23 protein-coding genes, 4 tRNA genes and 1 riboswitch are annotated in these 22,417 nt (G+C 59.0%); of the genes, 9 read left to right on the forward strand and 18 right to left on the reverse strand.

The genetic code is table 11. The features are described from left to right. Positions 1-70 precede the first annotated feature (70 nt). From flgE to flgB, 4 genes are read right to left on the reverse strand one after another with little or no spacing between them, the layout of a single operon-like run. Positions 71-1,387, reverse strand: a complete 1,317-nt coding sequence (flgE, locus tag VRB54_RS17905) for a flagellar hook protein FlgE (RefSeq protein WP_338478232.1) — start codon at positions 1,385-1,387, stop codon at positions 71-73. A gap of 31 nt (positions 1,388-1,418) precedes the next feature. Then, on the reverse strand, positions 1,419-2,141 hold the full coding sequence (locus VRB54_RS17910; protein WP_209983982.1) for a flagellar hook assembly protein FlgD: 723 nt from the start codon (positions 2,139-2,141) through the stop codon (positions 1,419-1,421). A gap of 16 nt (positions 2,142-2,157) precedes the next feature. Next, on the reverse strand, positions 2,158-2,601 hold the full coding sequence (gene flgC / locus VRB54_RS17915; RefSeq protein WP_003233500.1) for a flagellar basal body rod protein FlgC: 444 nt from the start codon (positions 2,599-2,601) through the stop codon (positions 2,158-2,160). 3 nt (positions 2,602-2,604) lie between these two features. Then, positions 2,605-3,012, reverse strand: a complete 408-nt coding sequence (gene flgB / locus VRB54_RS17920) for a flagellar basal body rod protein FlgB (protein ID WP_003233501.1) — start codon at positions 3,010-3,012, stop codon at positions 2,605-2,607. 326 nt (positions 3,013-3,338) lie between these two features. On the opposite strand from flgB, the gene VRB54_RS17925 reads away from it, so the two are divergent. Beyond that, complete coding sequence (locus VRB54_RS17925) at positions 3,339-4,121, forward strand: hypothetical protein (RefSeq protein ID WP_338478233.1); 783 nt, start codon at positions 3,339-3,341, stop codon at positions 4,119-4,121. An 83-nt stretch (positions 4,122-4,204) separates the two neighbouring features. Here the strand turns inward: VRB54_RS17925 and cheR are convergent, their stop codons facing one another. Further along, positions 4,205-5,032: a protein-glutamate O-methyltransferase CheR gene (cheR, locus tag VRB54_RS17930; protein ID WP_338478234.1), complete on the reverse strand. Its 828-nt coding sequence runs from the start codon at positions 5,030-5,032 to the stop codon at positions 4,205-4,207. Positions 5,033-5,074: 42 nt separating this feature from the next. Next, the gene (locus VRB54_RS17935; RefSeq protein ID WP_057010069.1) at positions 5,075-6,007 is read right to left on the reverse strand and encodes a chemotaxis protein CheV; all 933 of its coding nucleotides are present in this window, start codon (positions 6,005-6,007) and stop codon (positions 5,075-5,077) included. An 81-nt stretch (positions 6,008-6,088) separates the two neighbouring features. On the opposite strand from VRB54_RS17935, the gene flgA reads away from it, so the two are divergent. From flgA to VRB54_RS17955, 4 genes are all read left to right on the forward strand, one after another. Beyond that, the gene (flgA, locus tag VRB54_RS17940) at positions 6,089-6,847 is read left to right on the forward strand and encodes a flagellar basal body P-ring formation chaperone FlgA (protein ID WP_338478235.1); all 759 of its coding nucleotides are present in this window, start codon (positions 6,089-6,091) and stop codon (positions 6,845-6,847) included. Between the two features lie 141 nt (positions 6,848-6,988). Then, a complete protein-coding gene (gene flgM, locus VRB54_RS17945; RefSeq protein WP_003233506.1) occupies positions 6,989-7,315 on the forward strand; it encodes a flagellar biosynthesis anti-sigma factor FlgM in 327 nt (108 codons plus the stop codon). Positions 7,316-7,363: 48 nt separating this feature from the next. Next, a complete protein-coding gene (locus VRB54_RS17950; protein WP_338478236.1) occupies positions 7,364-7,834 on the forward strand; it encodes a flagellar protein FlgN in 471 nt (156 codons plus the stop codon). A gap of 96 nt (positions 7,835-7,930) precedes the next feature. Then, positions 7,931-8,680 carry a flagellar brake protein gene (locus VRB54_RS17955; RefSeq protein ID WP_338478237.1) on the forward strand — a complete coding sequence of 250 codons (750 nt, stop codon included), beginning with the start codon at positions 7,931-7,933 and terminating at the stop codon, positions 8,678-8,680. Positions 8,681-8,737: 57 nt separating this feature from the next. Here the strand turns inward: VRB54_RS17955 and VRB54_RS17960 are convergent, their stop codons facing one another. Beyond that, positions 8,738-10,123 (reverse strand): MFS transporter, encoded by a 1,386-nt coding sequence (locus tag VRB54_RS17960; RefSeq protein WP_338478238.1) that lies wholly within the window; start codon positions 10,121-10,123, stop codon positions 8,738-8,740. Between the two features lie 283 nt (positions 10,124-10,406). Next, positions 10,407-10,483 (reverse strand) — tRNA-Arg (locus VRB54_RS17965). Positions 10,484-10,831: 348 nt separating this feature from the next. Here VRB54_RS17965 and VRB54_RS17970 point away from each other — a divergent pair. The 3 genes from VRB54_RS17970 (at position 10,832) to VRB54_RS17980 (ending at position 11,981) form a co-directional block, all read left to right on the forward strand. After that, positions 10,832-11,059 (forward strand): hypothetical protein, encoded by a 228-nt coding sequence (locus VRB54_RS17970; protein WP_338481125.1) that lies wholly within the window; start codon positions 10,832-10,834, stop codon positions 11,057-11,059. Between the two features lie 10 nt (positions 11,060-11,069). Beyond that, complete coding sequence (locus VRB54_RS17975) at positions 11,070-11,249, forward strand: PA3371 family protein (RefSeq protein WP_338478239.1); 180 nt, start codon at positions 11,070-11,072, stop codon at positions 11,247-11,249. A 405-nt stretch (positions 11,250-11,654) separates the two neighbouring features. Further along, positions 11,655-11,981: an Arc family DNA-binding protein gene (locus tag VRB54_RS17980; protein ID WP_003193592.1), complete on the forward strand. Its 327-nt coding sequence runs from the start codon at positions 11,655-11,657 to the stop codon at positions 11,979-11,981. 105 nt (positions 11,982-12,086) lie between these two features. Here the strand turns inward: VRB54_RS17980 and mgtE are convergent, their stop codons facing one another. From mgtE to ltaE, 8 genes are all read right to left on the reverse strand, one after another. Next, positions 12,087-13,529 (reverse strand): magnesium transporter, encoded by a 1,443-nt coding sequence (mgtE, locus tag VRB54_RS17985; RefSeq protein WP_003233511.1) that lies wholly within the window; start codon positions 13,527-13,529, stop codon positions 12,087-12,089. Positions 13,530-13,868: 339 nt separating this feature from the next. Continuing rightward, positions 13,869-13,945, reverse strand: a tRNA-Arg gene (locus VRB54_RS17990). Positions 13,946-14,016: 71 nt separating this feature from the next. Further along, a tRNA-Arg gene (locus tag VRB54_RS17995) sits at positions 14,017-14,093 on the reverse strand. Positions 14,094-14,201: 108 nt separating this feature from the next. Beyond that, a tRNA-Ser gene (locus tag VRB54_RS18000) sits at positions 14,202-14,292 on the reverse strand. 62 nt (positions 14,293-14,354) lie between these two features. Beyond that, on the reverse strand, positions 14,355-14,597 hold the full coding sequence (csrA, locus tag VRB54_RS18005; RefSeq protein ID WP_338478240.1) for a carbon storage regulator CsrA: 243 nt from the start codon (positions 14,595-14,597) through the stop codon (positions 14,355-14,357). A 173-nt stretch (positions 14,598-14,770) separates the two neighbouring features. Next, positions 14,771-16,012 (reverse strand): aspartate kinase, encoded by a 1,242-nt coding sequence (locus tag VRB54_RS18010; protein WP_338478241.1) that lies wholly within the window; start codon positions 16,010-16,012, stop codon positions 14,771-14,773. Positions 16,013-16,107: 95 nt separating this feature from the next. Continuing rightward, entirely contained in the window at positions 16,108-18,726 is a 2,619-nt protein-coding gene (alaS, locus tag VRB54_RS18015; protein WP_338478242.1) for an alanine--tRNA ligase, read from the reverse strand. A gap of 147 nt (positions 18,727-18,873) precedes the next feature. Next, positions 18,874-19,878, reverse strand: coding sequence for a low-specificity L-threonine aldolase (gene ltaE / locus VRB54_RS18020; protein WP_338478243.1), 1,005 nt, complete (start codon positions 19,876-19,878; stop codon positions 18,874-18,876). A 182-nt stretch (positions 19,879-20,060) separates the two neighbouring features. Next, positions 20,061-20,230, forward strand: a riboswitch (FMN riboswitch). 114 nt (positions 20,231-20,344) lie between these two features. On the opposite strand from ltaE, the gene VRB54_RS18025 reads away from it, so the two are divergent. Beyond that, positions 20,345-20,854 carry a 6,7-dimethyl-8-ribityllumazine synthase gene (locus tag VRB54_RS18025; protein ID WP_003233516.1) on the forward strand — a complete coding sequence of 170 codons (510 nt, stop codon included), beginning with the start codon at positions 20,345-20,347 and terminating at the stop codon, positions 20,852-20,854. 247 nt (positions 20,855-21,101) lie between these two features. On the opposite strand, the gene astE is transcribed toward VRB54_RS18025, so the two are convergent. Together astE and VRB54_RS18035 are read right to left on the reverse strand one after the other, a co-directional pair. After that, positions 21,102-22,106, reverse strand: coding sequence for a succinylglutamate desuccinylase (gene astE / locus VRB54_RS18030; RefSeq protein WP_338478244.1), 1,005 nt, complete (start codon positions 22,104-22,106; stop codon positions 21,102-21,104). A gap of 11 nt (positions 22,107-22,117) precedes the next feature. Beyond that, positions 22,118-22,408 (reverse strand): hypothetical protein, encoded by a 291-nt coding sequence (locus tag VRB54_RS18035; RefSeq protein WP_003214319.1) that lies wholly within the window; start codon positions 22,406-22,408, stop codon positions 22,118-22,120. Positions 22,409-22,417 lie beyond the last annotated feature (9 nt).

Genomic DNA, 22,417 nt, shown 5'->3' on the forward strand with positions numbered 1-22,417 from the left:
CGCAGGCGCTTTTCCTACGCCCACAAAAAAGCCCCTCCAAAAGAGGGGCTTTCTGTGGAGCGCTATCCCATCAGGTCATCTGGATGATGGTCTGCATGATGGTGCTCTGGGTGGAGATGGTCTTGGCGTTCGCCTGGTAGTTGCTCTGGGCCTTGATCAGGTCCACCAGCTCGTTGGTCAGGTTGACGTTGGAGTTCTCCAGGGAGTTGGACACGATCGAACCCAGGGTGCCCGATTGCGGGGTGTCGTAGCCCGGCTGGCCCGAGGCGAAGGTTTCTCTCCAGGTGGTGCTGCCCGCCGGCTGCAAACCTTGTTCGTTGTTGAAGCTGGCCAGCGAGAGCTGGCCGATAGCCTTGCTCTGCTGGTTGCTGAAGGTAGCGAACAGCACACCGTTGCCGTCGATCTTCAGACCCGTGATCTGGCCGGTGGCATAACCGTCGGTGACCGGCGGGTTGCGGTAGCTGGCCGAGTTGTACTGCGTGATCGTGGCCATGTTGACAGCCACACCACCGGTATTGGCAGCAGCGCCGTTAGCCTTCCACACGCCGCCGGTCACAGTGCCCGGCACCCAGTTGGAGATGGTCAACGTGGTGTTGGACGCCGTGCTCGGCGGAGTCACGATGCCAGTGAGCTTGCCGGAGGTATCAAACGACAGCGTCGAGGCCACCGGGGCGACAGCACCGGTGCCCGTCGGCGCGCTGCCATCAGGGTTGCGCCCGTCGATCAAGGTGTAGGACTTCCACTGGTTGGAGTCCGACTTGACCATGTATTGCACCATGGCGTGGGAATTGCCCTGGGTGTCATACAAGGTGGTGCTGTATTGGGTGGTGAAGGTGCTGGTGTCGCTCGGGTTGAACGGCTTGGCCACCTGATCGATCACAACCTCCGAGGAGTTCAGGTTACTGGCCGAGTCGACTTTGCTGGAGGCCTTGGGTGGCAGGTTCGACAGGTTCAGTTGCAGGTCGGTCAGGCCGCCCTTGATGATCTTGCCGTTATCATCCGCGGCATAACCTTGCAGACGCGAGGTGCCGGTGTTGTTGGTGATGTAGCCGTCCTTGTCGGCACGGAAGGCGCCACTGCGGGTGTATTGCAACGCACCGTCGCTGCCCTTCTGGATGAAGAAGCCGCCGCCCTGGATCGCCATGTCCAGGATGCCACCGCTACCGTTCACGTCACCCTGGGTGAACTGCTGGGATACCGCCGCCAGGTTCACGCCGTTGCCGATGCTGTTCTGGCCGGTGCCCAGTTTGGACGCCGCGTAGATGTCGGCGAACTCCGCACGGGACGACTTGAAGCCCGTGGTCGCAACGTTGGCGATGTTGTTGCCGGTCACGTCCAGTTGTTTGTTGGCCGCATAGAGGCCGCTAAGGCCGATGTTAAAAGACATGTATTTCTCCTTGCACCGTAGTTAGCGGGCTCTATAAACCGATGGTCTGGATTTGCGACTGCTTGATACTGCTTCCGCCTGCCAGGTTGAGCAGCATTTCGCCGCCGGTCTGGCTCAGGGTCACGCTGGTCACCGTTGCCGGCAGCGAGGTGGCCAGGGCGACGGAATCGCCCGCGTCATTCTTGGTGGTGGCCGTGAACGTGTAAGTCCCCGCAGCTGCAACCTCACCCTTGTCGTTCTTGCCGTCCCAGATAAAGCTCTGGGAACCGGCGCTTTGGGCGCCCATGTCGAGGGTGCGCACGGTGTTGCCGTCCTTGTCGGTGATCTTGACCGCGACATTGCCCACCGACGCCAGCACATTCACGGAGCCGGTCATGCTCTTGCTGGTGTCGACCAGCGTCTTGTCGGTCTGGGTGATCACCGAGCGGCCCACCAGCGAAGACGCTTGCAGCGCCTGCGACGAGGTGACGTTGGTGGAGATCGCCTTGACCGAGTCGTTCAGGTTGTTGATGCCTTCAAGGCTGCTGAACTGTGCCAGTTGGGCCACGAACGCACCGTTGTCCTGAGGCGATAACGGGTCCTGGTTTTTCAACTGGGTCACCAGCAGTTTCAGGAAAGCATCCTTGCCCATTGCCTGGCTGCCCGTCGCGCCTGCGGCGGCGTCAGTGAGGCTGGTGTTGTCCTGGGCGGTCTTGACCTTGGAATTGAAAAGGTCCTGGACTGCCGAGTTGTTTGACGTATCAACGATGGCCATTAGTTGGCGCCCCTTATCACTGACCCAGGGTCAGGACCTTCTGCATCATGGTTTTGGCGGTGTTCATCATTTCCGCGTTGGTCTGGAACGAGCGACTGGCCGAGATCATGTCCGCCATTTCCTCGACCACGTTGACGTTGGGGTAGTAGACGTAACCCTTTTCGTTCGCCGCAGGATGGTTGGGCTCGTAACGCGCTTCGAGATTGCTCTGGTCCTCGACCACGCCCAGCACCTGCACGCCGGAGCCTGCATTGCCCTGATCCTGGAACAACGAATCGCTGCCGCCGCTCTGCCCACCCTGGAACATGGTGGCGAACACCGGGTGGCGAGCGCGGTAGGTCTGGTCAATGCTCGAAGACACGGTCTCGGCGTTGGCGATGTTACTGGCCACGGTGTTGAGGCGCGTGGTCTGGGCGCTCATGCCACTACCGGCAATATTGAAAACACTGGACAGGGACATGGCTTACTCTCCACGCAGGGCTGACATCAGCCCTTTGAATTTACTGTTGAGCAGGGTGAAGCTGGCCTGGAAGTTCACCGAGTTCTCGGCGTAGTTCGACTGTTCCAGCTGAGCATCGACGGTGTTCTGGTCGATCGACGGCTGCATCGGCGTGCGATAAAGCAGCGACTCGTCACCACTGCTCAGGCCTTGCGCTTCAATATGACGGCTGTTGGTCATGTTCAAGGCGAAGGTGCCGTTCTGGGTCTTGTCCTGCTGTGCGGCGAGCACGGCGGAGAAGTCCAGGTCCCGAGCCTTGTAGTTCGGGGTATCGGCGTTGGCAATGTTGTTGGCCAGGACTTCGGCACGCTTTGCGCGAAAGCCCAGGGCTTGTTCGTGAATACCGAGCGCTTTATCGAAGCTGATGCTCATGGCGGAAACCTTTAGGCTGACCTGCTGTTCGTAACAAGGTCATAGCAAGGCGCATGCCAATGTGCGCAAGGCCCGTAATTCAAGGGTTTGCGGGGACAGGTCCGGCGGCAATGCCAGAAAAGCGGCAACCGGCTTCCGCGTGGCGCCAGTAAAGCGGCAACGGCGCTTGCCGCTTTTACGAAGGGGCGGCAATCAGGCGATAGCGTCAATTGGAAGGCGGAATAAGGCCACCGTTGGTCTTAACTGTCATTTCTGACAGTTGTGGTGTCTATTGCCTGGATGCCTTATTCGGTGCACACACTTGATGTATGCCGCAGAGGTCTGAAATGTTGATTATCCCGCCGCCCCGATTCAACGAACAAAATTCAGCACCAACCCCTCCGGAGCTGAACACACGACTTATCAGCGGTGACTGCGCCGGGCTGACCGCCGATTTCCCGGTGATCAAGGATGACAGGGTCTTTTTGACCCTGAACAGCAGCGTGCGCGGTGGCGAGTTCAACCAGAGCTTTCAGATTGCCACAAACGCTCCCAGGCTCGAGTTTTTGATACCTAAAGGCTTTATTGAAGCCAGCGCAGGCACCATCGTGCAATTGGTGCTGACCATCAGCCGTGCGGGGCGCTACTCTGCTGCGCCGGTGGCGAAAGTCCTTATCAACTCACGTCCCATCGTCGTGCCACTGCCTGCCGCCGCATGGGATTTCAGCGATGACACTTTTCAGGGTTGGGTGCCCCAGGGCCCCTACGTAGGCGGGTTATTGCATGTCATCAATGGCAGCGTGGTCGTTGACCTGCTCGTCAGCCAGGCCAGCAGTGCTCATATCATCACCCGTGCAGTACCGGTGATCGCGGGGCGCACCTATGATTGCAGTTTCGAGGTCATTGGCGGTTCCGCCGCGGCCGATGGCTCGACTCTGTACCTGACGATGAACGGCAGCCGGATCGGCACCGTCGTACAAAACATTACCCAGGCCCAACCGCAAACCGGACACGGGTCATTCACCGCAACACTGACGGGCGATGTGCGGCTGGGCATTTTCAACCAGACGGTGCCCAGCGGGATTCATCGTTTGTCACTGAGTAATATCCGAATGCAGGCCAGGCCGTGAGTACGGTTGGCTGAATAATCTCTTTTTCTGCAGGCATAAAAAACGGGAGGCCTTTGCAGGGCCTCCCGTTTTTTAAGTGAACATTACTTGGCCTGGTAAATAATCCCGGGACTGCATTGCACCATCTGGTAATGATCCGGCAGACCGTTGAGTGCCTCCGAAGCACCGAGGAACAGATAGCCGCCGCGCTTGAGGGTGCCGTGGATGCGCAACAGAATGTCTTTCTTTACCTCGGCCGAGAAGTAGATCAGCACGTTGCGGCAAAACACCATGTCGAACTTGCCCAGGCTGGCATAGCTGTCGAGCAGGTTGAACGAGCGAAACTCCACTCGGCTCTTGATCGGCGCCTTGACCGCCCAGCGTCCCGCGCCCTTGGGGTCGAAGAAACGCTGCAGCCGCTCCGGCGACAGGCCCCGGCCCAGGGCCAGGCTGTCGTACTCGCCGGTCTTGCAGTTGGTGAGCATGGTGCCAGAGAGGTCGGTGGCGACGATCTGCGCACCGGCTTTCAACTGGCCGATATTGGTTCTTTCGAACTCATCGATGGCCATCGATATCGAGTAGGGCTCCTGCCCCGACGAGCAGGCGGCCGACCAGATACGCAGACGCTGACCCGGGCTGGCTTTGATAGCCTCCGGCAGTACTTTGTTCTTGAGCACCTCGAACGGGTAGGTGTCGCGGAACCACAGGGTTTCGTTGGTGGTCATGGCATCGACCACCATTTCCTTGAGCCCGCTGCGCGGCTGACCCTGGATACGCTGCACCAACTCGCCCAGCGACTTGATACCCTGCAGCTCCATCAACTTGTTGAGGCGGCTGGATACCAGATATTGCTTGTTTTCACCGAGCAATATGCCACAGGCCTTTTCCAGGAAGACCCGGAACTGTTCGAAATCCAAATTACCCGTAGACAAAGATACCGCCTCTTAAATCGTGTGACCGCCAGGGGAAATCCCCTAGCCGTGATCTGCTGCCTTGATCCGGTCGACTACCCGGGATGCGAGGTCATCAGGGCGGAATTTGGCGAGGAAGTCATCGGCTCCGACTTTCTTGACCATGGCCTGATTGAAAACACCCGACAACGAAGTATGCAGGATGATGTGCAATTTTTGCATGCGTGGATCGTTGCGTATCTCGGCCGTCAGGGTATAGCCGTCCATTTCCGGCATCTCGATGTCGGAAATCATCATCAGAAACTCTTCTTCCGGCTTCTTGCCCTCGTCCACCAGCTTGCGCAGGTAGTCCAGGGCCTGGCGACCATCATTGAGGGCCACCACTTCCACACCGACGGTTTGCAGGCAGCGGGTCACCTGCTTGCGTGCCACGGAAGAGTCATCCACGGTCAGTACACGCAACGAAATCGCCTTGTGCGCCGTGTCGGCATCCACCACGCCCACCGAGATGGTTTCCGAGGTCGGTGCCACTTCGGCGAGGATCTTCTCCACGTCGATGATTTCCACCAACTGGTTATCGACCCGCGTCACTGCCGTGAGGTAGTGATCGCGACCAGTGCCCTTGGGCGGCGGATGGATCTCTTCCCAGTTCATGTTGACGATGCGCTCCACCGAGCGCACCAGGAAACCCTGGGTCTTGGTGTTGTACTCGGTGATGATCACGAACGGGTTCTGGCGGTCCTGCAACCCGGCGGCACTCGTGGCCAATGCCAGGTCAAGAATCGGAATGGTCGCGCCCCGGATGTTGGCCACGCCACACACCACCGGGCTGGACTTGGGCATGATCGTCAGCTTGGGGCACTGCAGCACTTCTCGCACTTTAAACACGTTGATGCCATACAGCTGCTTGCCGTCCAGACGAAACAGCAGCAACTCGAGGCGATTCTGCCCTACCAGCTGTGTGCGCTGGTTTACTGAATCCATTACACCTGCCATGCCCAGACTCCTACGCTAAAACCTTTGGGGGTGCGACGCGCACTCCACTCTAAACGGCACGAGCTTTGCTATTTATTGGTCATGGACCTTAAAACGACAGTTTCCCGACGCCTTCCAACGTACCGCAGATTGCTTTGCGTCACGCTGGCATTGCTTGCCTTGGGCTCAGGCGCAGCGGCTCGCGCCGACAACGTCACCCTGCCTGATCTCCTTATCGGCGTCACTCAGGGCTTTCTTGAGTTCACTGTAGAAGATTATCTGGCGAGCACACAGACGCCCGGCCGTTATGAGATCGAGGTCAAGCAGCTCGACCCGCGTCTGCGCATGCCGATGTGCGACAAGGAATTGACAGCCAGCCTGGAAAGCCCGGCTCAGCCAATCGGGCGCGTGACGGTAAAAGTACGTTGCGAAGGCGCGTCGCCCTGGACCGTGTTTGTGCCGGCGCAGGTCAAATTGTTCCGCGAAGTGGTGGTAGTGGCGCGGCCGATGAAACGCACCGGCATTATTGGTTTCGAGGATGTGGTGCTGCGTGAACGCGACATCAGTCAGATCAGCCAGGGCTATCTGACCTCGGTCGATCAGGCCATCGGGCAGAAACTTACCCGACCGGTGGTCACCGATCAGGTGATAACCCTGGTGCATCTGGAGCAGGCCGAGGTCATCCGCAAGGGCGATCAGGTGGTGATCTCCGCCAGCAGCGGCGGGCTGAACGTGAGAATGCCGGGGGAAGCGCTGTCCAACGGCGGCATGAGTGAACAGATTCGGGTGAAGAACCTCAACTCCAACCGTGTGATCAAGGCGCGCGTGACGGCGCCCGGGCAAGTGGAGGTGGCTTTATAGAACACTGGTACAGGACGCCGGGTTTTCCTACACTGTGGGCCAGACGCCTGCGCGCGCAGTTTTATTGTCAATCGAGCCTAAAGTTTGTTTGGGTATGGCCGAAAACATGGCAAGCGTCCAAATACCCAGAGGTTTTTTATCATGGTCATCGATTTCAGCCGTTTAAATAACTCCCCGGCGTTGCCAGGTACTACGCGCACCAGCGGCACCAAGGAAAGCGCAGAAGCCAAGGCCCAGCCAGCGCCTGCCGCGAAGACGGAACAGGCCAGCGCCAGCCAGAGCGGGGAATCCGTACACTTGAGCAATGAGGCTCAGCAGTTGCAGAAGGTCACTGACTCGCTGCGCGACCAACCGGTTGTCAACAAGGCCCGCGTGGCTGAATTGAAACAGGCAATCGCCGATGGCAGCTATAAAGTCGACAGCAACCGCGTAGCCAGCAAGCTGCTTAATTTCGAAGCCGAGCGCTAGGCACTGGCCTGCGCCGGGCTTTTGGACGCTTAAACCCCAAGGCCTGCCATGCACCACGACGAAACCTTGCTTGAACTGATCATCGATGATCTGGCGCCGACGCAACAATTGCTCGAGCTGCTCAAAGAAGAATCCCTGGCCCTCTACGGTCGGGACATGCCCTTGCTCGAAGAAATCCTGGCGCGCAAGCAATCGTTGATTGTCTTGCTCGAACAGCATGGCAAGAAGCGCAGCCATATTCTGACTAGTCTCGGCCTGCCGGCCGACCACGACGGCCTCGCCCAATTGGCCAGTCATTCTTCGGTCGGTGATCAACTGCTGGAGCAGAGCAAAGCGCTCAATCAATTGCTCACCCAGTGCCAGGAAGCCAACCTCCTCAACGGCCAGTCGATCCAGCTGCAGCAAGCTACGACCGCCAACCAGTTGCGTATACTTCATGGCGGTGAGCCACCTGCGCTGTACAACGCTCAGGGTTCCACCTCCCGCCTGGTCAAACCCAGTACCCGTAGCCAAGCCTGACGCTGGTTTGCAGCGCGGCCTATCCAAGGCGCGCCACATACTGGCAAAATGCCGGTTCTTGCGAGTAGTCGTATATTGTCTGGAGATGGAAGAACCGTGTTCAACGCCCTTAATGCGGAAGATGCCCCGCAGCCACCCAAGGTGCTCACCACGCCTCTGGAAATCGCCAGCACGTTGCGGATGCTGCAAGAAAGTCATGACCCGCTGATCATCACCTTCCACGAACGCAGCCAGCGCTTCCAGAGCTACCTGGTGGACGTGGACCGCGACGGCAAGATTCTGGTCATGGACGAAATGATCCCGCGCGACGGCGAACGCCACCTTGAAAGCGGCGAACCCTTTCGCATCGAGGGCTTCCACGATGGCGTGCGTATCGCCTGGGAAAGCAAGGGCACCCTCACCATCAGCGAGAAAGACGGCCACCGTATCTATACCGGCAGCATGCCGGACGAGGTGGTTTATCATCAGCGCCGCAACGCCTTCCGCGCCGCGCTGAAGCTGGCTCAACTGGTAAACATCGAGCTGGGTGGCGAAAGGCTCAAATTTCCGGTCAACGGAAAACTGCTGGATATCTCCGCTACCGGCTGCAAACTGCGCTTTGAAGGCGACATCTCCGAGCGTCTGCAACTGGGCCAGGTGTACGACCGGTTTATCGCCGCCCTGCCCTTTGGCAGCATGACCACCTCCGTCGAGCTGCGTCACCTGCATTTCGAAGACCGTATCAATACCACCTTCGCTGGCGTGCGCTTTCATAACATGAGCGGTCTGGTGCAGCGTCAGGTCGAACGGTTTGTGTACCAGTTGCAACGTGAAGCACGTCGGTTCGACAAGGACGACGATTTCTGACAAGCGAATCGCGACAAAAAACGGGCAGATCCTGATGGGATCTGCCCGTTTTTGCTTTCAGGGACGCGCCCTGCTCAAGTCATGAGGGTGTTCGTCCGGGTCCACTGGTTCCGCGGGTTCCTCAGCGCCTGGCTCATCAACCGGTGACGGCGACTCGGGTTCAGGCTCAGGATCTGGAACCGGCGTCTGCATCTGTTCCTGCACCACCGCCTCGTCCACGCGCGGATCCAGAGCAGCCACCAGTGGCGAGCTGGACATGCTGTCGGGCATCGCTACGTGGTGCAGCGGCGCATCGTCCACCTGATGCAGGTTGGTCACCGCCTTCGGCCGTATACGCCATACGAGGACCAGGGCACACAGACTGAAAAACGCATACAGCATGTGGCTGCCAAACATCTTCATGACCACACCGGCCAACAGCGGCCCGATGCTGGCACCGACGCCGTAGGTCACCAGCAGCATGGCCGTCAGCGACACACGACGATCACCCTCGACATGATCATTGGAAAACGCCACGGCCAGCGGATACAGGCAGAACTGCACCAGCGAACAGAAAAAGCCAGCAACGAACAACACTTCCAAAGGCACCTTGGTCATGATCGCCAACGGCAATGCCGCCACCGCCAGGCACAAGGCGAAACAGCGGATCAGCAGTGCGCGGTCATAACGGTCCGACAGCCAGCCCAACGGCCACTGCACCAACAACCCGGCGAAAATGCACGACCCCATGAACAGGCCGACCTGCTCGGTCGTCAGCCCCTGCTGAGAGGCGTAAAGCGGCGCCAAGCCGTAGAACGAACCGACGATCAACCCGGCCCCCAGCACCGTACTCAGCGACTGCGGCACGCGCTTTATAAAAAAGCGCGGCTCCATCGGTGCCGGATGCAGAGGTGCCGGGTGAATGCGGCGCGTCATGGCCACTGGCACCAGACACAGGGCAAAGCACAAAGCCACCAGCATCAGCAGTTCCAGGCCGAGCGCGGGATGCATCACCAGAATCAACTGACCCAGCACCAGACCCAGGTAGGACGCAATCATATAACCGCTGAATACCAAACCACGCTGCTTGGCCTCGGCCTGTTCATTGAGCCAGCTCTCGATAACCATGTATTGGCACATCATCCCCAGGCCCACAATGACCCGCAGCACGATCCAGGCCGGCAACCAGTTGATCAGGCCATGACCCAGCACAGCCGCACCGACGATGCCGGCACAGGTGGCGTAGGCACGAATATGCCCGACACGTGCAATCAGGCGGTGCCCGATCTTGCCACCCAGCACCAGGCCGAAATAGTTGGCGGCCATCAAGGCGCCCACCCACAGACTGTCGACATGGTCGGCCGCCAGACGCAACGCCAGGTAAGTACTGAGCAGGCCTGAGCCGATCAGCATCATCAAAGAGGCGAAATAAAGGGCTCGAAAAGATTTCCAGATTTGGCGCATCGGCGTTCCGAGCGGCTCCTTGCAGTGGGGTCAGGGCTAGCGGAATGATAGTCCCGCGTCGCCGAATCCGAACAGGCGATACGCGCTGTTTGCGGAGATTAATGTGTTCAAAATGATTAGCTACAGCTCAGACGCCGCTCGAGCGCATGGAAGGTACACCTTCAAGAGAAATACAGGATGCCCCTGCTGTGAACCTTGATCAGTGGCAAGGTTCGACTGGATCCGCGCCGAACGCGCACAAAAAAGCCCCGCCAGCCAAATGAGCTGTGCGGGGCTTTGAATCTGGTGTCCCAGGGCCGGTTCGAACGGCCAACCTTCCCCTTAGGAGGGGGATGCTCTATCCAATTGAGCTACTGGGACAAATGACAGTCGCCCGGCCAAAGGCATGGCGACGGACGGCGAGCATGTTAACGGCCAAGGTCCGTTTTGTCATGTCGTCCGTTGGCTTTTTACGTGTAGGTCATTCCTCGTCCGGCAGATGGCTACCTGGCCCAGTAAAACCGGGACTTGGAGGGCGTCGTGCAAAATGCACTCCCCCAAAATGCCAGCATTGCAAATTGCAATCAGAACGCCCCCTTAATTAAGCTCAAGCCATTGATTTTATTGAAAATAAACATTGGCACGGCATCTGCAATATCTTCTATAAGACAAGTCCTACACGGACAGCCCATCACCAACCTGGCAGAGCAATCGGCGGAGAACATGAACATGAACAGTGCCCTTCTGTTAGCCCTTAATACCGTGGCACTCGCCGCCTTGGTGATGTTTCATTTTCAATCGACCACAGGTGATGATGTTGCGCAGCTTCGCCAGCCCGTTCCACATCATCTGCAGCAGCGTCCACAATTGGCGGTGATGACCGCAAATGCGCAAACTCCTGTGCGCGTCACACAGAATGCACAGTCAGCTCCCGCCTCTGAACACTGGGTTTTCTAAGGAAGCTTTCATGTCCAAATCCTCCTGGCTGTTTCTCTGCTTAACCCTGATCAGCGCCGCTTTTGGCCTGCAGGCCTCTGCGCAAGGAGGGCAAATCACAGCCTATATCGCCAGCGCGGTGTTCGCTGTATTGCTGGTTCTAACGCTGATCGTAGGCCGCCGTATCAAGTTCGATCCTGTGCTGCGCTAAAACCTCCTGCAGTCCTCCTCCCCGCCTTCTTCTACCTTACGTCGTATAGACCTAGCAAATTGGCAGAATGCCACTAGTCTTATCGCTAGGGGCAAACGGCCATATTGCTTTACGATGTGCGCCCTCCAAGCATTCGCCACGTTGGTTGGCGTGTTGATCCGCGTTTAACGCGCGCCCCACGCAAAAAATATTCAAACCAGTCCGCAAAAATGCAAATCAGTGCTGGCATAAAGCCTTTAGGCGGTTCAATATTTGTCACAGAATTGACGCCAAGGAAATGTCGAATCTCAGGCATGATGCGACCTCTTTGCAATTCGGGTTGAACTTTGGTCGTGAGTCTTGTCTTAACACTCATCCTTGCGGCCAATTCCAAAAACCGCTCCCCTGAACTAACCGGTTAAATATATGCGCCCATTGAAACAGGCAATTTATTCCAGCCGTACGGCTGACAAATTCGTCGTACGTCTGCCAGACGGTATGCGGGAACGCATTGCCGAGGTGGCTCGCAATCATCACCGCAGCATGAACTCCGAAATCATCGCGCGCCTGGAGCAGAGCCTTATTCAGGAAGGTGCGTTGGGCGAAGAGCTGAGCATGCGTCTGGACAGTCCGGAGTTGTCACTGCACGAACGCGAGCTGCTGCAGCGTTTTCGTCAGCTTTCCCATCGCCAGCAAAATGCCCTCGTTTCGCTTATCGCGCACGACGTTGAGGCGGCCGCAGAAGCCAATTGATTTAAGGTTGAAAGCCAAAGCCAGCTGAATGCTGGCTTTTTTTTGCCTGAAATTTGTTAGGCCACTCTTCATCGGGAGCGAGCTTGCTCGCTCCCGCAGATCGCCTTACAACAGGAATATGGTCGCCAAGCCGAGGAAGATGAAGAAACCTCCACTGTCCGTCATGGCAGTGATCATCACACTCGCCCCCATTGCGGGGTCGCGCCCAAGGCGTGCCAGGGTCATGGGAATCAACACGCCCATAAACGCAGCCAACAGCAAGTTGAGCGTCATGGCGGCCGTCATCACCACGCCAAGCGACCAGCTGCCATACAGCAAGTAGGCCACCACGCCGATCACCCCGCCCCACACCAGACCATTGATAAGCCCGACTGCCAGCTCCTTGCGCAGCAAGCGGGAAGAGTTGGCGGTACTCACCTGATCCAGCGCCATCGCCCGCACGATCATGGTGATGGTCTGGTTACCGGAGTTACCGCCTATGCCCGCCACAATCGGCATCAACGCCGCCAGTGCCACGAGCTTTTCAATGGAGCCTTCAAACAGGCCGATGACTCGCGAGGCGATGAACGCGGTAATCAGGTTAACCGCCAGCCATGCCCAGCGGTTATGCAGCGAGCGCCAGACCGAGGCAAAAATATCTTCCTCCTCACGCAAACCCGCCATGTTGAGGACTTCGGTTTCACTCTCTTCACGAATCAGGTCGACGATTTCGTCGATGGTCAAACGGCCGATCAGCTTGCCGTTCTTGTCGACCACCGGCGCCGAAATCAAGTCATAACGTTCAAAGGCCTGGGCCGCGTCATACGCGTCCTCGTCCGGGTGGAAGCTCACGGTATCGCTGGCCATCAAGTCCGCGACTTTCTTTTCCGGATCGTTCACCAGCAGGCGCTTTATCGGCAGCACGCCCTTGAGGATACCTTCATAGTCGACGACGAAGAGCTTGTCGGTATGGCCTGGGAGTTCTTTCAGACGGCGCAGGTAGCGCAAAACCACTTCGAGGCTGACGTCTTCGCGAATGGTGACCATCTCGAAGTCCATCAGGGCGCCGACCTGGTCCTCGTCGTACGACAGCGCTGAACGCACGCGCTCACGCTGCTGGGTGTCCAGCGCCTCCATCAACTCATGGACAACATCACGCGGCAACTCAGGCGCAAGGTCAGCCAGTTCATCGGCGTCCATTTCCTTGGCGGCGGCCAGCAACTCGTGATCGTCCATGTCGGCGATCAGGGTTTCACGTACGGAGTCGGATACTTCGAGCAGGATGTCGCCGTCGCGGTCAGCCTTGACCAACTGCCAGAGGGTCAGTCGATCATCCAGCGGCAAGGCTTCAAGAATATAGGCGACGTCGGCGGAGTGCAGGTCATCGAGCTTGCGCTGCAGCTCGACGAGGTTTTGCCGATGGACCAGGTTTTCAACGCGGTCGTGATTCGGGCCTTCCTGGCGATGCGTGAGGTCCTCGACCACGCGCTGGCGCTGCAGCAGCTCGATGACTTGAGCCAGGCGATCCTGCAGGCTGTCTTGTGTTTTCTTAACTTCTACTTCGGTCATAGGCGAACTCCACTCCCAGCAGCGGGGCACGCCGGAAGGATCAATCAGTCAATTCATGATTGGTAAAGCGGGGTACTGAGTTACTACTGGGTAAGTCCATGGAGGTATTCCACAAGCCCCGGCGGGGCTGACGGGCGCAATGATACACCGGCCGGTGGCTTTTAATCTTAAAAAACTGGATAGAACAAGCGCTTGCGAGGCAAAGTTGAGCCTGAGCTGCACCCGGGAACTGCGACGCCGCAACCAGGGCGCAAAGCACATCAGGGTGATGGATCAGGAGAAATCCTGCACAAACGCCAGACGGCAAAAAGCCCGCACTTGGCGGGCTTTTTGTTTGTATGGTGCACTCGACAGGATTCGAACCTGTGACCGCTCGGTTCGTAGCCGAGTACTCTATCCAGCTGAGCTACGAGTGCATATTGTGTTTTTAGACCAGATCACAACTGGTTGAAGCCGAGTCACCGCATTGCTGCAATTGACTCTTAAATGGTGCACTCGACAGGATTCGAACCTGTGACCGCTCGGTTCGTAGCCGAGTACTCTATCCAGCTGAGCTACGAGTGCATTTGTTGCCGCGCATTATAGGCCGTTCAATCTCTATGTAAAGCGATTTTTTCGAGTAATTTCAACAACTTACCGATAAATCCAGATTGCAACGTACTAAGCAAATAATGGCGGAGAACGGGGGATTCGAACCCCCGACACCCTTTTGAGGTGTACTCCCTTAGCAGGGGAGCGCCTTCGGCCACTCGGCCAGCTCTCCGCAACACGGGGCGTATATTAACCACGTTCATCCCCGTTTGCAAACACAAAAAGCGATAAAAATTAATGGCTTGGTTCTTCGTCGTTTTCCTCGTCCCCGTCCTGCTGCTGACGTCCCTGCTGCTCTTTCTCCTTTTCCTTTTCCTTACTGATCCGCTGGAAGATTTCCTCCCGGTGGACCGCTACCTCTTTCGGAGCGTTAACCCCGATACGCACTTGATTGCCTTTGACGCCGAGCACGGTCACGGTGATTTCGCCATCACCGATAATCAGGCTTTCTGCGCAACGACGAGTCAGAATCAACATAACCTTTCACCTCACGCACTTCAGTTCTGGAACAACAGTCTGCAAAAAAAGCGCTCAGCCTACGCTTCAGGAGCGTGTAGACCTTGCATCTGAGTATTGTCGAGCCCACGCAAAAGACCACGCGCCCCACAAAAAATGAAGGGCGCGGTAAACCGCGCCCTTCCGGCACTGCCTTACTCGCCCTGTCGGGCCGGTGCATCGAGCTCAAAAGCGGTATGCAACGCGCGCACCGCAAGCTCCAGGTACTTCTCTTCAATCACCACCGAGACTTTGATTTCCGAGGTGGAGATCATCTGGATGTTGATGCTTTCCTTGACCAGGGCCTCGAACATGCGGCTGGCAACACCGGCATGGGAACGCATGCCCACGCCCACGATCGACACCTTGGCAATTTTGGTATCGCCGACTACTTCACGGGCGCCAATCTCGCTCGCGGTGTTCTGCAGGATACGTTCGGCCGCATCGTACTCGTTGCGGTGTACGGTGAAGGTGAAATCGGTGGTGTTATCGTGCGAAACATTCTGCACGATCATGTCGACTTCAATATTTGCGCCACTGATCGGGCCGAGGATCTTGAACGCCACGCCCGGGGTATCCGGCACGCCACGGATCGTCAGCTTGGCTTCATCGCGGTTGAAAGCGATGCCGGAAATGATCGGCTGTTCCATGGATTCCTCTTCATCAATAGTAATGAGGGTGCCCGGACCCTCCTTGAAGCTGTGCAATACGCGCAGCGGAACGTTGTATTTGCCGGCGAACTCCACCGCACGAATCTGCAACACCTTGGAACCGAGACTGGCCATCTCCAGCATCTCTTCAAAGGTGATCTTGTCCAGGCGCTGAGCCACGGACACCACACGCGGATCGGTGGTGTAGACGCCGTCCACATCGGTGTAGATCTGGCATTCATCCGCCTTGAGAGCCGCTGCCAGCGCGACGCCCGTGGTGTCCGAACCGCCACGTCCGAGGGTGGTAATGTTGCCGTGCTCATCCACACCCTGGAACCCTGCTACAACTACCACGCGACCGGCTTTCAGATCAGTACGAATTTTCTGATCATCAATCTGCAGGATTCGCGCCTTGGTATGCGCGCTGTCGGTCAGGATGCGCACCTGGCTGCCCGTGTAGGACACCGCCGGCACGCCGCGCCTGTTCAGCGCCATGGCCAGCAAGCCAATGGTGACCTGCTCGCCGGTGGACACAATCACATCCAGCTCACGCGGCAACGGTTGCTGATCGCCACTGATGGCCTTGGCCAGTTCGATCAGGCGATTGGTTTCACCGCTCATGGCTGACAGCACCACCACCAGGTCATCGCCGGCGTCGCGGAACTTCTTAACCTTGTCAGCGACCTGCTCGATTCTTTCGACAGAGCCGACCGAGGTGCCTCCAAATTTCTGTACGATCAAAGCCATTTCTAAGCCGCCTCAGCCCGTAAAGGGGCGCCTGATTTCCAATTCAACCAGCACTCAACCGCCCGCGAACGGGTCGCGGGCCGTTTAACAGCGCCTTAAATACCTGCTTCGACAAATGGCACGGTCAGGGCCAGGGCCGCATCCAGGGCACCGGCGTCCACACCACCGCCTTGCGCCATGTCCGGGCGACCACCGCCCTTCCCGCCCACTGCCGCAGCGGCCTGTTTCATCAAATCACCGGCTTTGAGTTGGCCAGTCAGGTCCTTGGTTACACCCGCAACCAGCACGACCTTATCCTCATGCACACCGCCGAGCAGGATCACTGCGCGGCCGAGCTTGTTCTTCAACTGATCGACCAGGGCCAGCAACGCCTTGCCGTCCTGACCGTCCAGACGTGCCGCCAGTACTTTCACACCCTTGACGTCCACCGCAGCGGCCGACAGATCGTCACCCGCCGCACTGGCCGCCTTGGCCTGCAACTGCTCCAACTGCTTCTCCAGCGCACGGTTGCGCTCGAGCACGGCGGACAGCTTGTCGATCAGGTTGTCGCGGCTGCCCTTGACCAGGCTGGCCGCTTCCTTGAGTTGTTCTTCGGCCGCATTAAGGTAAGCCAGAGCCGCAGCACCGGTGACCGCCTCGATACGCCGCACACCAGATGCCACACCGCCTTCGCTGACAATTTTCAGCAGCGCGATGTCGCCGGTGCGGTTGGCGTGGATACCGCCGCACAGCTCCACCGAGAATGCGCCGCCCATGCTCAGCACGCGCACGCTGTCGCCGTACTTCTCACCGAACAGCGCCATCGCGCCCTTGGCCTTGGCGGTGTCGATATCGGTTTCTTCGGTCTCGACCGGGGTATTGCGACGAATCTCGGCGTTGACGATGTCTTCAAGGGCCTTGATCTGCGCAGGCTTGATCGCTTCAAAGTGGCTGAAGTCGAAGCGCAGGCGCTGGCTGTCGACCAGCGAACCCTTCTGCTGGACATGCTCGCCCAGCACCTGGCGCAAAGCCGCGTGCAGCAAGTGGGTGGCCGAGTGGTTCAGCGCGGTGGCATGGCGCACGTCCGCATCCACCTGGGTGTCGACCGGCGCACCGACCGTCAGATTGCCCAGCACCAGCACACCGTGATGCAGGAACGCACCGCCGGTCTTGGTGGTGTCACGCACGTCAAACCGCCCCGACGTGGAACTGAGGAAACCACAGTCACCGATCTGACCACCGGATTCAGCGTAGAACGGCGTCTGGTCAAGCACCACGACGGCTTCTTCGCCCTCGCTCAACACGTCGACGGATTTGCCGTCCTTATAGATCGCAACGATTTTGGCCGCGCCGGCGGTCGCCTTGTAGCCGATGAATTCGGTCGGCACGTCGACCTTGACCAGGGTGTTGTAATCCAGGCCGAAAGAGCTGGCGGACCGGGCGCGCACGCGCTGGGCCTCCATCTCACGCTCAAAGCCGGCTTCATCGATGGTCAGCTCGCGCTCACGGGCGATGTCGGCGGTCAGGTCCATTGGGAAGCCGTAGGTGTCGTACAGCTTGAACACCACGTCGCCCGGCACGACCGAGCCTTTAAGCTCGGCCAGATCCTGTTCGAGAATTTTCAGGCCGTGTTCCAGGGTCTTGGAGAACTGCTCCTCCTCGGCCTTGAGCACGCGCTCGATATTGGTCTGCTGCTGCTTGAGCTCAGGGAAAGCCTCGCCCATCTCGGCCACCAGCGCGGCGACGATCTTGTAGAAGAAGCTGCCGGTGGCGCCCAGCTTGTTACCGTGGCGGCAAGCACGACGGATGATGCGGCGCAGCACGTAGCCACGGCCCTCGTTGGAGGGCAGCACGCCGTCGGCGATCAGGAAGCCGCAGGAACGGATGTGGTCGGACACCACCTTGAGCGAAGACTGGCTTTCATTGGCGCAACCAATGGCCGCCGCCGAGGCGCTCAGCAGGTTGGTGAACAGGTCGATTTCATAGTTGGAGTGAACGTGCTGCATCACCGCACTGATCCGCTCCAGGCCCATGCCGGTGTCCACCGACGGCGCCGGCAGCGGATGCAACACGCCGTCGGCGGTGCGGTTGAACTGCATGAACACGTTGTTCCAGATTTCGATGTAACGGTCGCCGTCTTCTTCAGGCGAGCCCGGCGGGCCGCCCCAGATGTCGGCGCCGTGATCGTAGAAAATCTCGGTGCAAGGGCCGCACGGGCCGGTGTCGCCCATGGTCCAGAAGTTGTCGGACGCGTACGGCGCGCCCTTGTTGTCGCCGATGCGAATCATGCGCTCGGCGGGCACGCCGATCTGTTGCGTCCAGATGTCATAGGCTTCGTCGTCCGTCGCGTAGACAGTGACCCAGAGCTTTTCCTTGGGCAGCTTCAACACGCCGGTGAGGAAGGTCCAGGCGAAGGTGATCGCATCTTTCTTGAAATAGTCGCCGAAGCTGAAGTTGCCCAGCATTTCGAAGAAGGTGTGGTGGCGAGCGGTGTAACCGACATTCTCCAGGTCGCTGTTCTTGCCGCCGGCGCGTACGCACTTCTGGCTGCTGGTGGCGCGGGTGTAGGCGCGCTTTTCCTGGCCCAGGAAGCAGTCCTTGAACTGGTTCATCCCCGCGTTGGTGAACAGCAGGGTCGGGTCATTGCCTGGGATCAAGGAGCTGGAGGAGACACGGGTGTGACCTTGCTCTTCGAAGAAGCGAAGGAAGGCTTCACGGATTTCTGCGCTTTTCATTAGGTTCTTCCACGGAGGCTGCGGCCAAAGGCCAGTGCGCAACATCATCAGACGGAGCGACGGCAAAGGGCCGCATTATATCGGCCCTTTGCCGGGGGTACAGCGTGTTTATACGATAGAAACGTTCAATTAGACGGCCTGCACCTGTCAGTTGCGCGAAAATTCGACAAATGCCCGCACCACCTGTTCGAGCTGCGTGCGGTTCACATCCATGTGCGTGACCATACGCAGGCGTGGCGCCGTGCTCAATGTGATGCCTCTTTCGCCGGCAAAATCCTTGAACGCCTGGTGACGGTCCCCCATCTGCACGTAGACCATGTTGGTCTGCACCGGCTCCACGGGGTAGCCAGCCTCGCGCAGCGCCTCGCCCAGCCACTGGGCGTTGGCGTGATCGTCGGCCAGGCGCTGCACATGATGATCCAACGCATACAGCCCCGCCGCTGCCAGCGACCCCGCCTGGCGCATGCCGCCGCCAACCATCTTGCGCAGGCGCCGCGCCTTGGCGATCAGCGCTGTGGAGCCGCACAGCACCGAGCCCACTGGCGCACCCAGGCCCTTGGACAGGCACACCGACACCGAATCGAAATGCCGGGCGATCTCCCGCGCCTCCACGCCCAGCTTGACCGCCGCGTTGTAGAGCCGCGCGCCGTCCAGGTGCAGGGACAGGCCATGTTCGTGGGTAAACGCGCGGGCCCTGGCCAGGTAATCGAGCGACAGGACCTTGCCCTGCATGGTGTTTTCCAACGCCAGCAGGCGGGTAGGCGCGAAGTGAAAGTCGTCGGGCTTGATCGCTTCCAGCACCTGGCCCAGATCGAGGGAACCGTCGGCCTGCACCTCCAGCGGCTGGGGCTGAATCGAGCCGAGCACCGCCGCACCGCCGCCTTCGTATTTGTAGGTGTGCGCCTGCTGGCCGACGATGTACTCCTCGCCGCGCTCACAGTGGGCCATCAACGCCAGCAGGTTGCTCATGGTGCCGGTGGGCACGAACAGCGCGGCGGCGAACCCCAGGCGCCGGGCCAGCTCGGCCTCCAGGCGATTGACACTGGGGTCTTCGCCGTAGACGTCATCGCCAGTGGCGGCAGTGCCCATGGCATCGAGCATGCCGGGCGTGGGTTGGGTCACGGTGTCGCTGCGCAGGTCTATGACGTTCATCAAGCAGGCCTATGACGGTGGGGTGTAGTGACGATTACTGCGGGCAACGCCGCGCAATATCAAGCCCTGTGTGGTCGGGAATCGAATATCCATCAAACAAACCGATCTAGGTGATCGATACGGCAATCGTGCAGTTTTGCAGAAACCGTGTTAAAAACCCTTCGCCGTCAGGGTTCTGGCGGCAACGTTCTCAGGGCGGGGTGTAATTCCCCACCGGCGGTAATTGCGCGCAATGTGCATAGCCCGCGAGCGCTTGGCGCCTCGAACTGCTCACGCAGGACGGCGGCAAGGTCAGCAGACCCGGTGTGATCCCGGGGCCGACGGTCATAGTCCGGATGAAGAGAGAACGGGATTGGCACCCAAGCGCCGCGCGTCGACCTCATGCGTGCATGACGTCGCTGTTCGTACCCTTGAAATCCCATTCGATTCATAACGCCCTGTTTTTTTCTTAAACAGGAGTCAGAACATGCAACCCACCGCTATCGACAGCAAAAGCAAAAACCACCACGGCGAGCGCGTCGCGTTTATCCAGGCCTGCTGGCACAAGGATATTGTCGACCAATCCCGCAAAGGCTTCCTCGCCGAAATGATCGCCCAGGGCTACCAGGAATCGGATATCGACTTCTTCGAAGTCGGCGGCGCCTTTGAAATGCCCCTGCACGCCAAGCTGCTGGCCAAGACCGGCCGTTACGCCGGCATCGTCGCCGCCGCGCTGGTGGTGGACGGCGGCATCTACCGTCACGAGTTCGTCGCCCAATCGGTGGTCAGTGGCCTGATGCAGGTGCAACTGGAAACCGAAGTGCCGGTATTCTCGGTGTCCCTCACCCCGCACCACTTCCACGCCGGCAGCGAGCACCACACCTTCTTCTACGAGCACTTCGTGCACAAGGGCCAGGAAGCGGCGCGCACCTGTGCCGATACGCTGCATAAAGTTCGCGCGATCCGCCGCAGCGAGCCACGGGCGGTAGCGGTCTAAACAACGCTGCACGATCAACATGTGGCGGCAAACCGGAGCCTCTGTGGCGAGCGGGCTTGCCCCGCGTTGGGGTGCGAAGCGCCCCAATCAAGGAAAACGAGGTGTACCTGATACTGCTCAGGGCCTGGTTTTGGGGCTGCTGCGCGGCCCAACGCAGGGCAAGCCTGCTCGCCACAGGGTATCTGCGCTTAACTGAACGACCTTGAGGCAAGCCCCCTCCCACAGTCGATTGGGGCTGACCGTCAGCTCAGACCAGGCCGGCATCCGTAGTCGGCACGATCAGGATCCCGGCGCGCAGGCCATTCTTCACCTTCGGGTTGGGGAAGATAATGCGTGCCCCCTCCTCCTCGATCACCCAGCGGGTCTTGGCCACGTCTTCGGCCAGCAGGTAGCCCTTCTCCAATTGCGAAAAGTTTTCCACGTCTACTGGCAGATGCATCAGGAAGGCGTCGCTGTGCTTGATGACTTCACGGGCGACCGCGAACAGTTGCAGGCCTTCCAGGGTCTCGCTCGCAGGCTCCGTGCCCTCGATGATCTGCATCAGACGCGTTTCCAGGCGTGATACGTCCACACCCTCGTTGTGCCCGAACGGCCGCGCCTTGCCCAACTCCAGGGTAAAGGCCTCGACCTCGAGCTGCTCATAGGTGAACGCGGTAAAGGTGATCGAGGCCTTGTTTTGCAGCAGCACCGCTTGCATGCCGGCGGCGCTCAGACGCGCCAGCTCGTGGCGCGAATGCTGGCGACCTTCCTTCCACGGGTAAAGCGCGAACTGCTCGATTTTAGAACCGCGAATGGCGGTGTGCAGGTCGTAATGCAGGCGCCAGCGGCCCGGCAGGCTGAAAAAGCTGCGGGCCAGTTGCTCGAGCTCTCCGGCGCGGATGGCTTCCGGGCCGATGTTTTGTTCATGCCGACCATTGAACAGCCGGTTGACGTCCAATTCCAGGTAACGCTCGCCGCGACGCATGGCCTCGGGGTTACCGAACAGAAACAGAATACGGTTACGCGGTTTGATCTCGCCTCGGGCGATGCCATGCAACAGGCGGTCGAGCAGTTCGATCGGCGCAGTTTCGTTGCCATGGATGCCGGACGACAGCAGCAGGTCGCCGCAGGCGTCCAGGGCCTGCGGCGGGCGCACTTCGAGCGCGCCCTCGCTGAGCCAGCGCATCTGCACGCCGTCGACAGTCAGTTGAATTTTTTGCGCCGGTTCACGACCGGCGAGGGTCAGTTCAAGCAGTTTGCCGAGGGCGAGCATACGCAGCTTCCTTAGTGGTTGCAGCCTGGGCCGTGGACGTGATCGTCGTCATCGCCTTCGACGTCGGCCGGTTCCATTTCCAGCTGCAGGCTCATCAGGTTGGTGGCCAACGGGCGCATCAGCAGGTTGGCGTACTCGGCGTCGCCCTCTTCCACGTCCACACCGATCAGCAACTGGCCACGGCCATCGTGCTGGATCCAGATTTCCTTGCCCTGCCAGACCACGGCAACGCGCGTGCAGGAGGTTTCCAGCTGGGTGCCGTCGGTGTCTTCAAGGATCAGTTTCAGGGTGTCGGTGGTCATAAATAACTC

Source organism: Pseudomonas trivialis (genome assembly GCF_036864995.1).
GTDB lineage: Bacteria > Pseudomonadota > Gammaproteobacteria > Pseudomonadales > Pseudomonadaceae > Aquipseudomonas > Aquipseudomonas trivialis.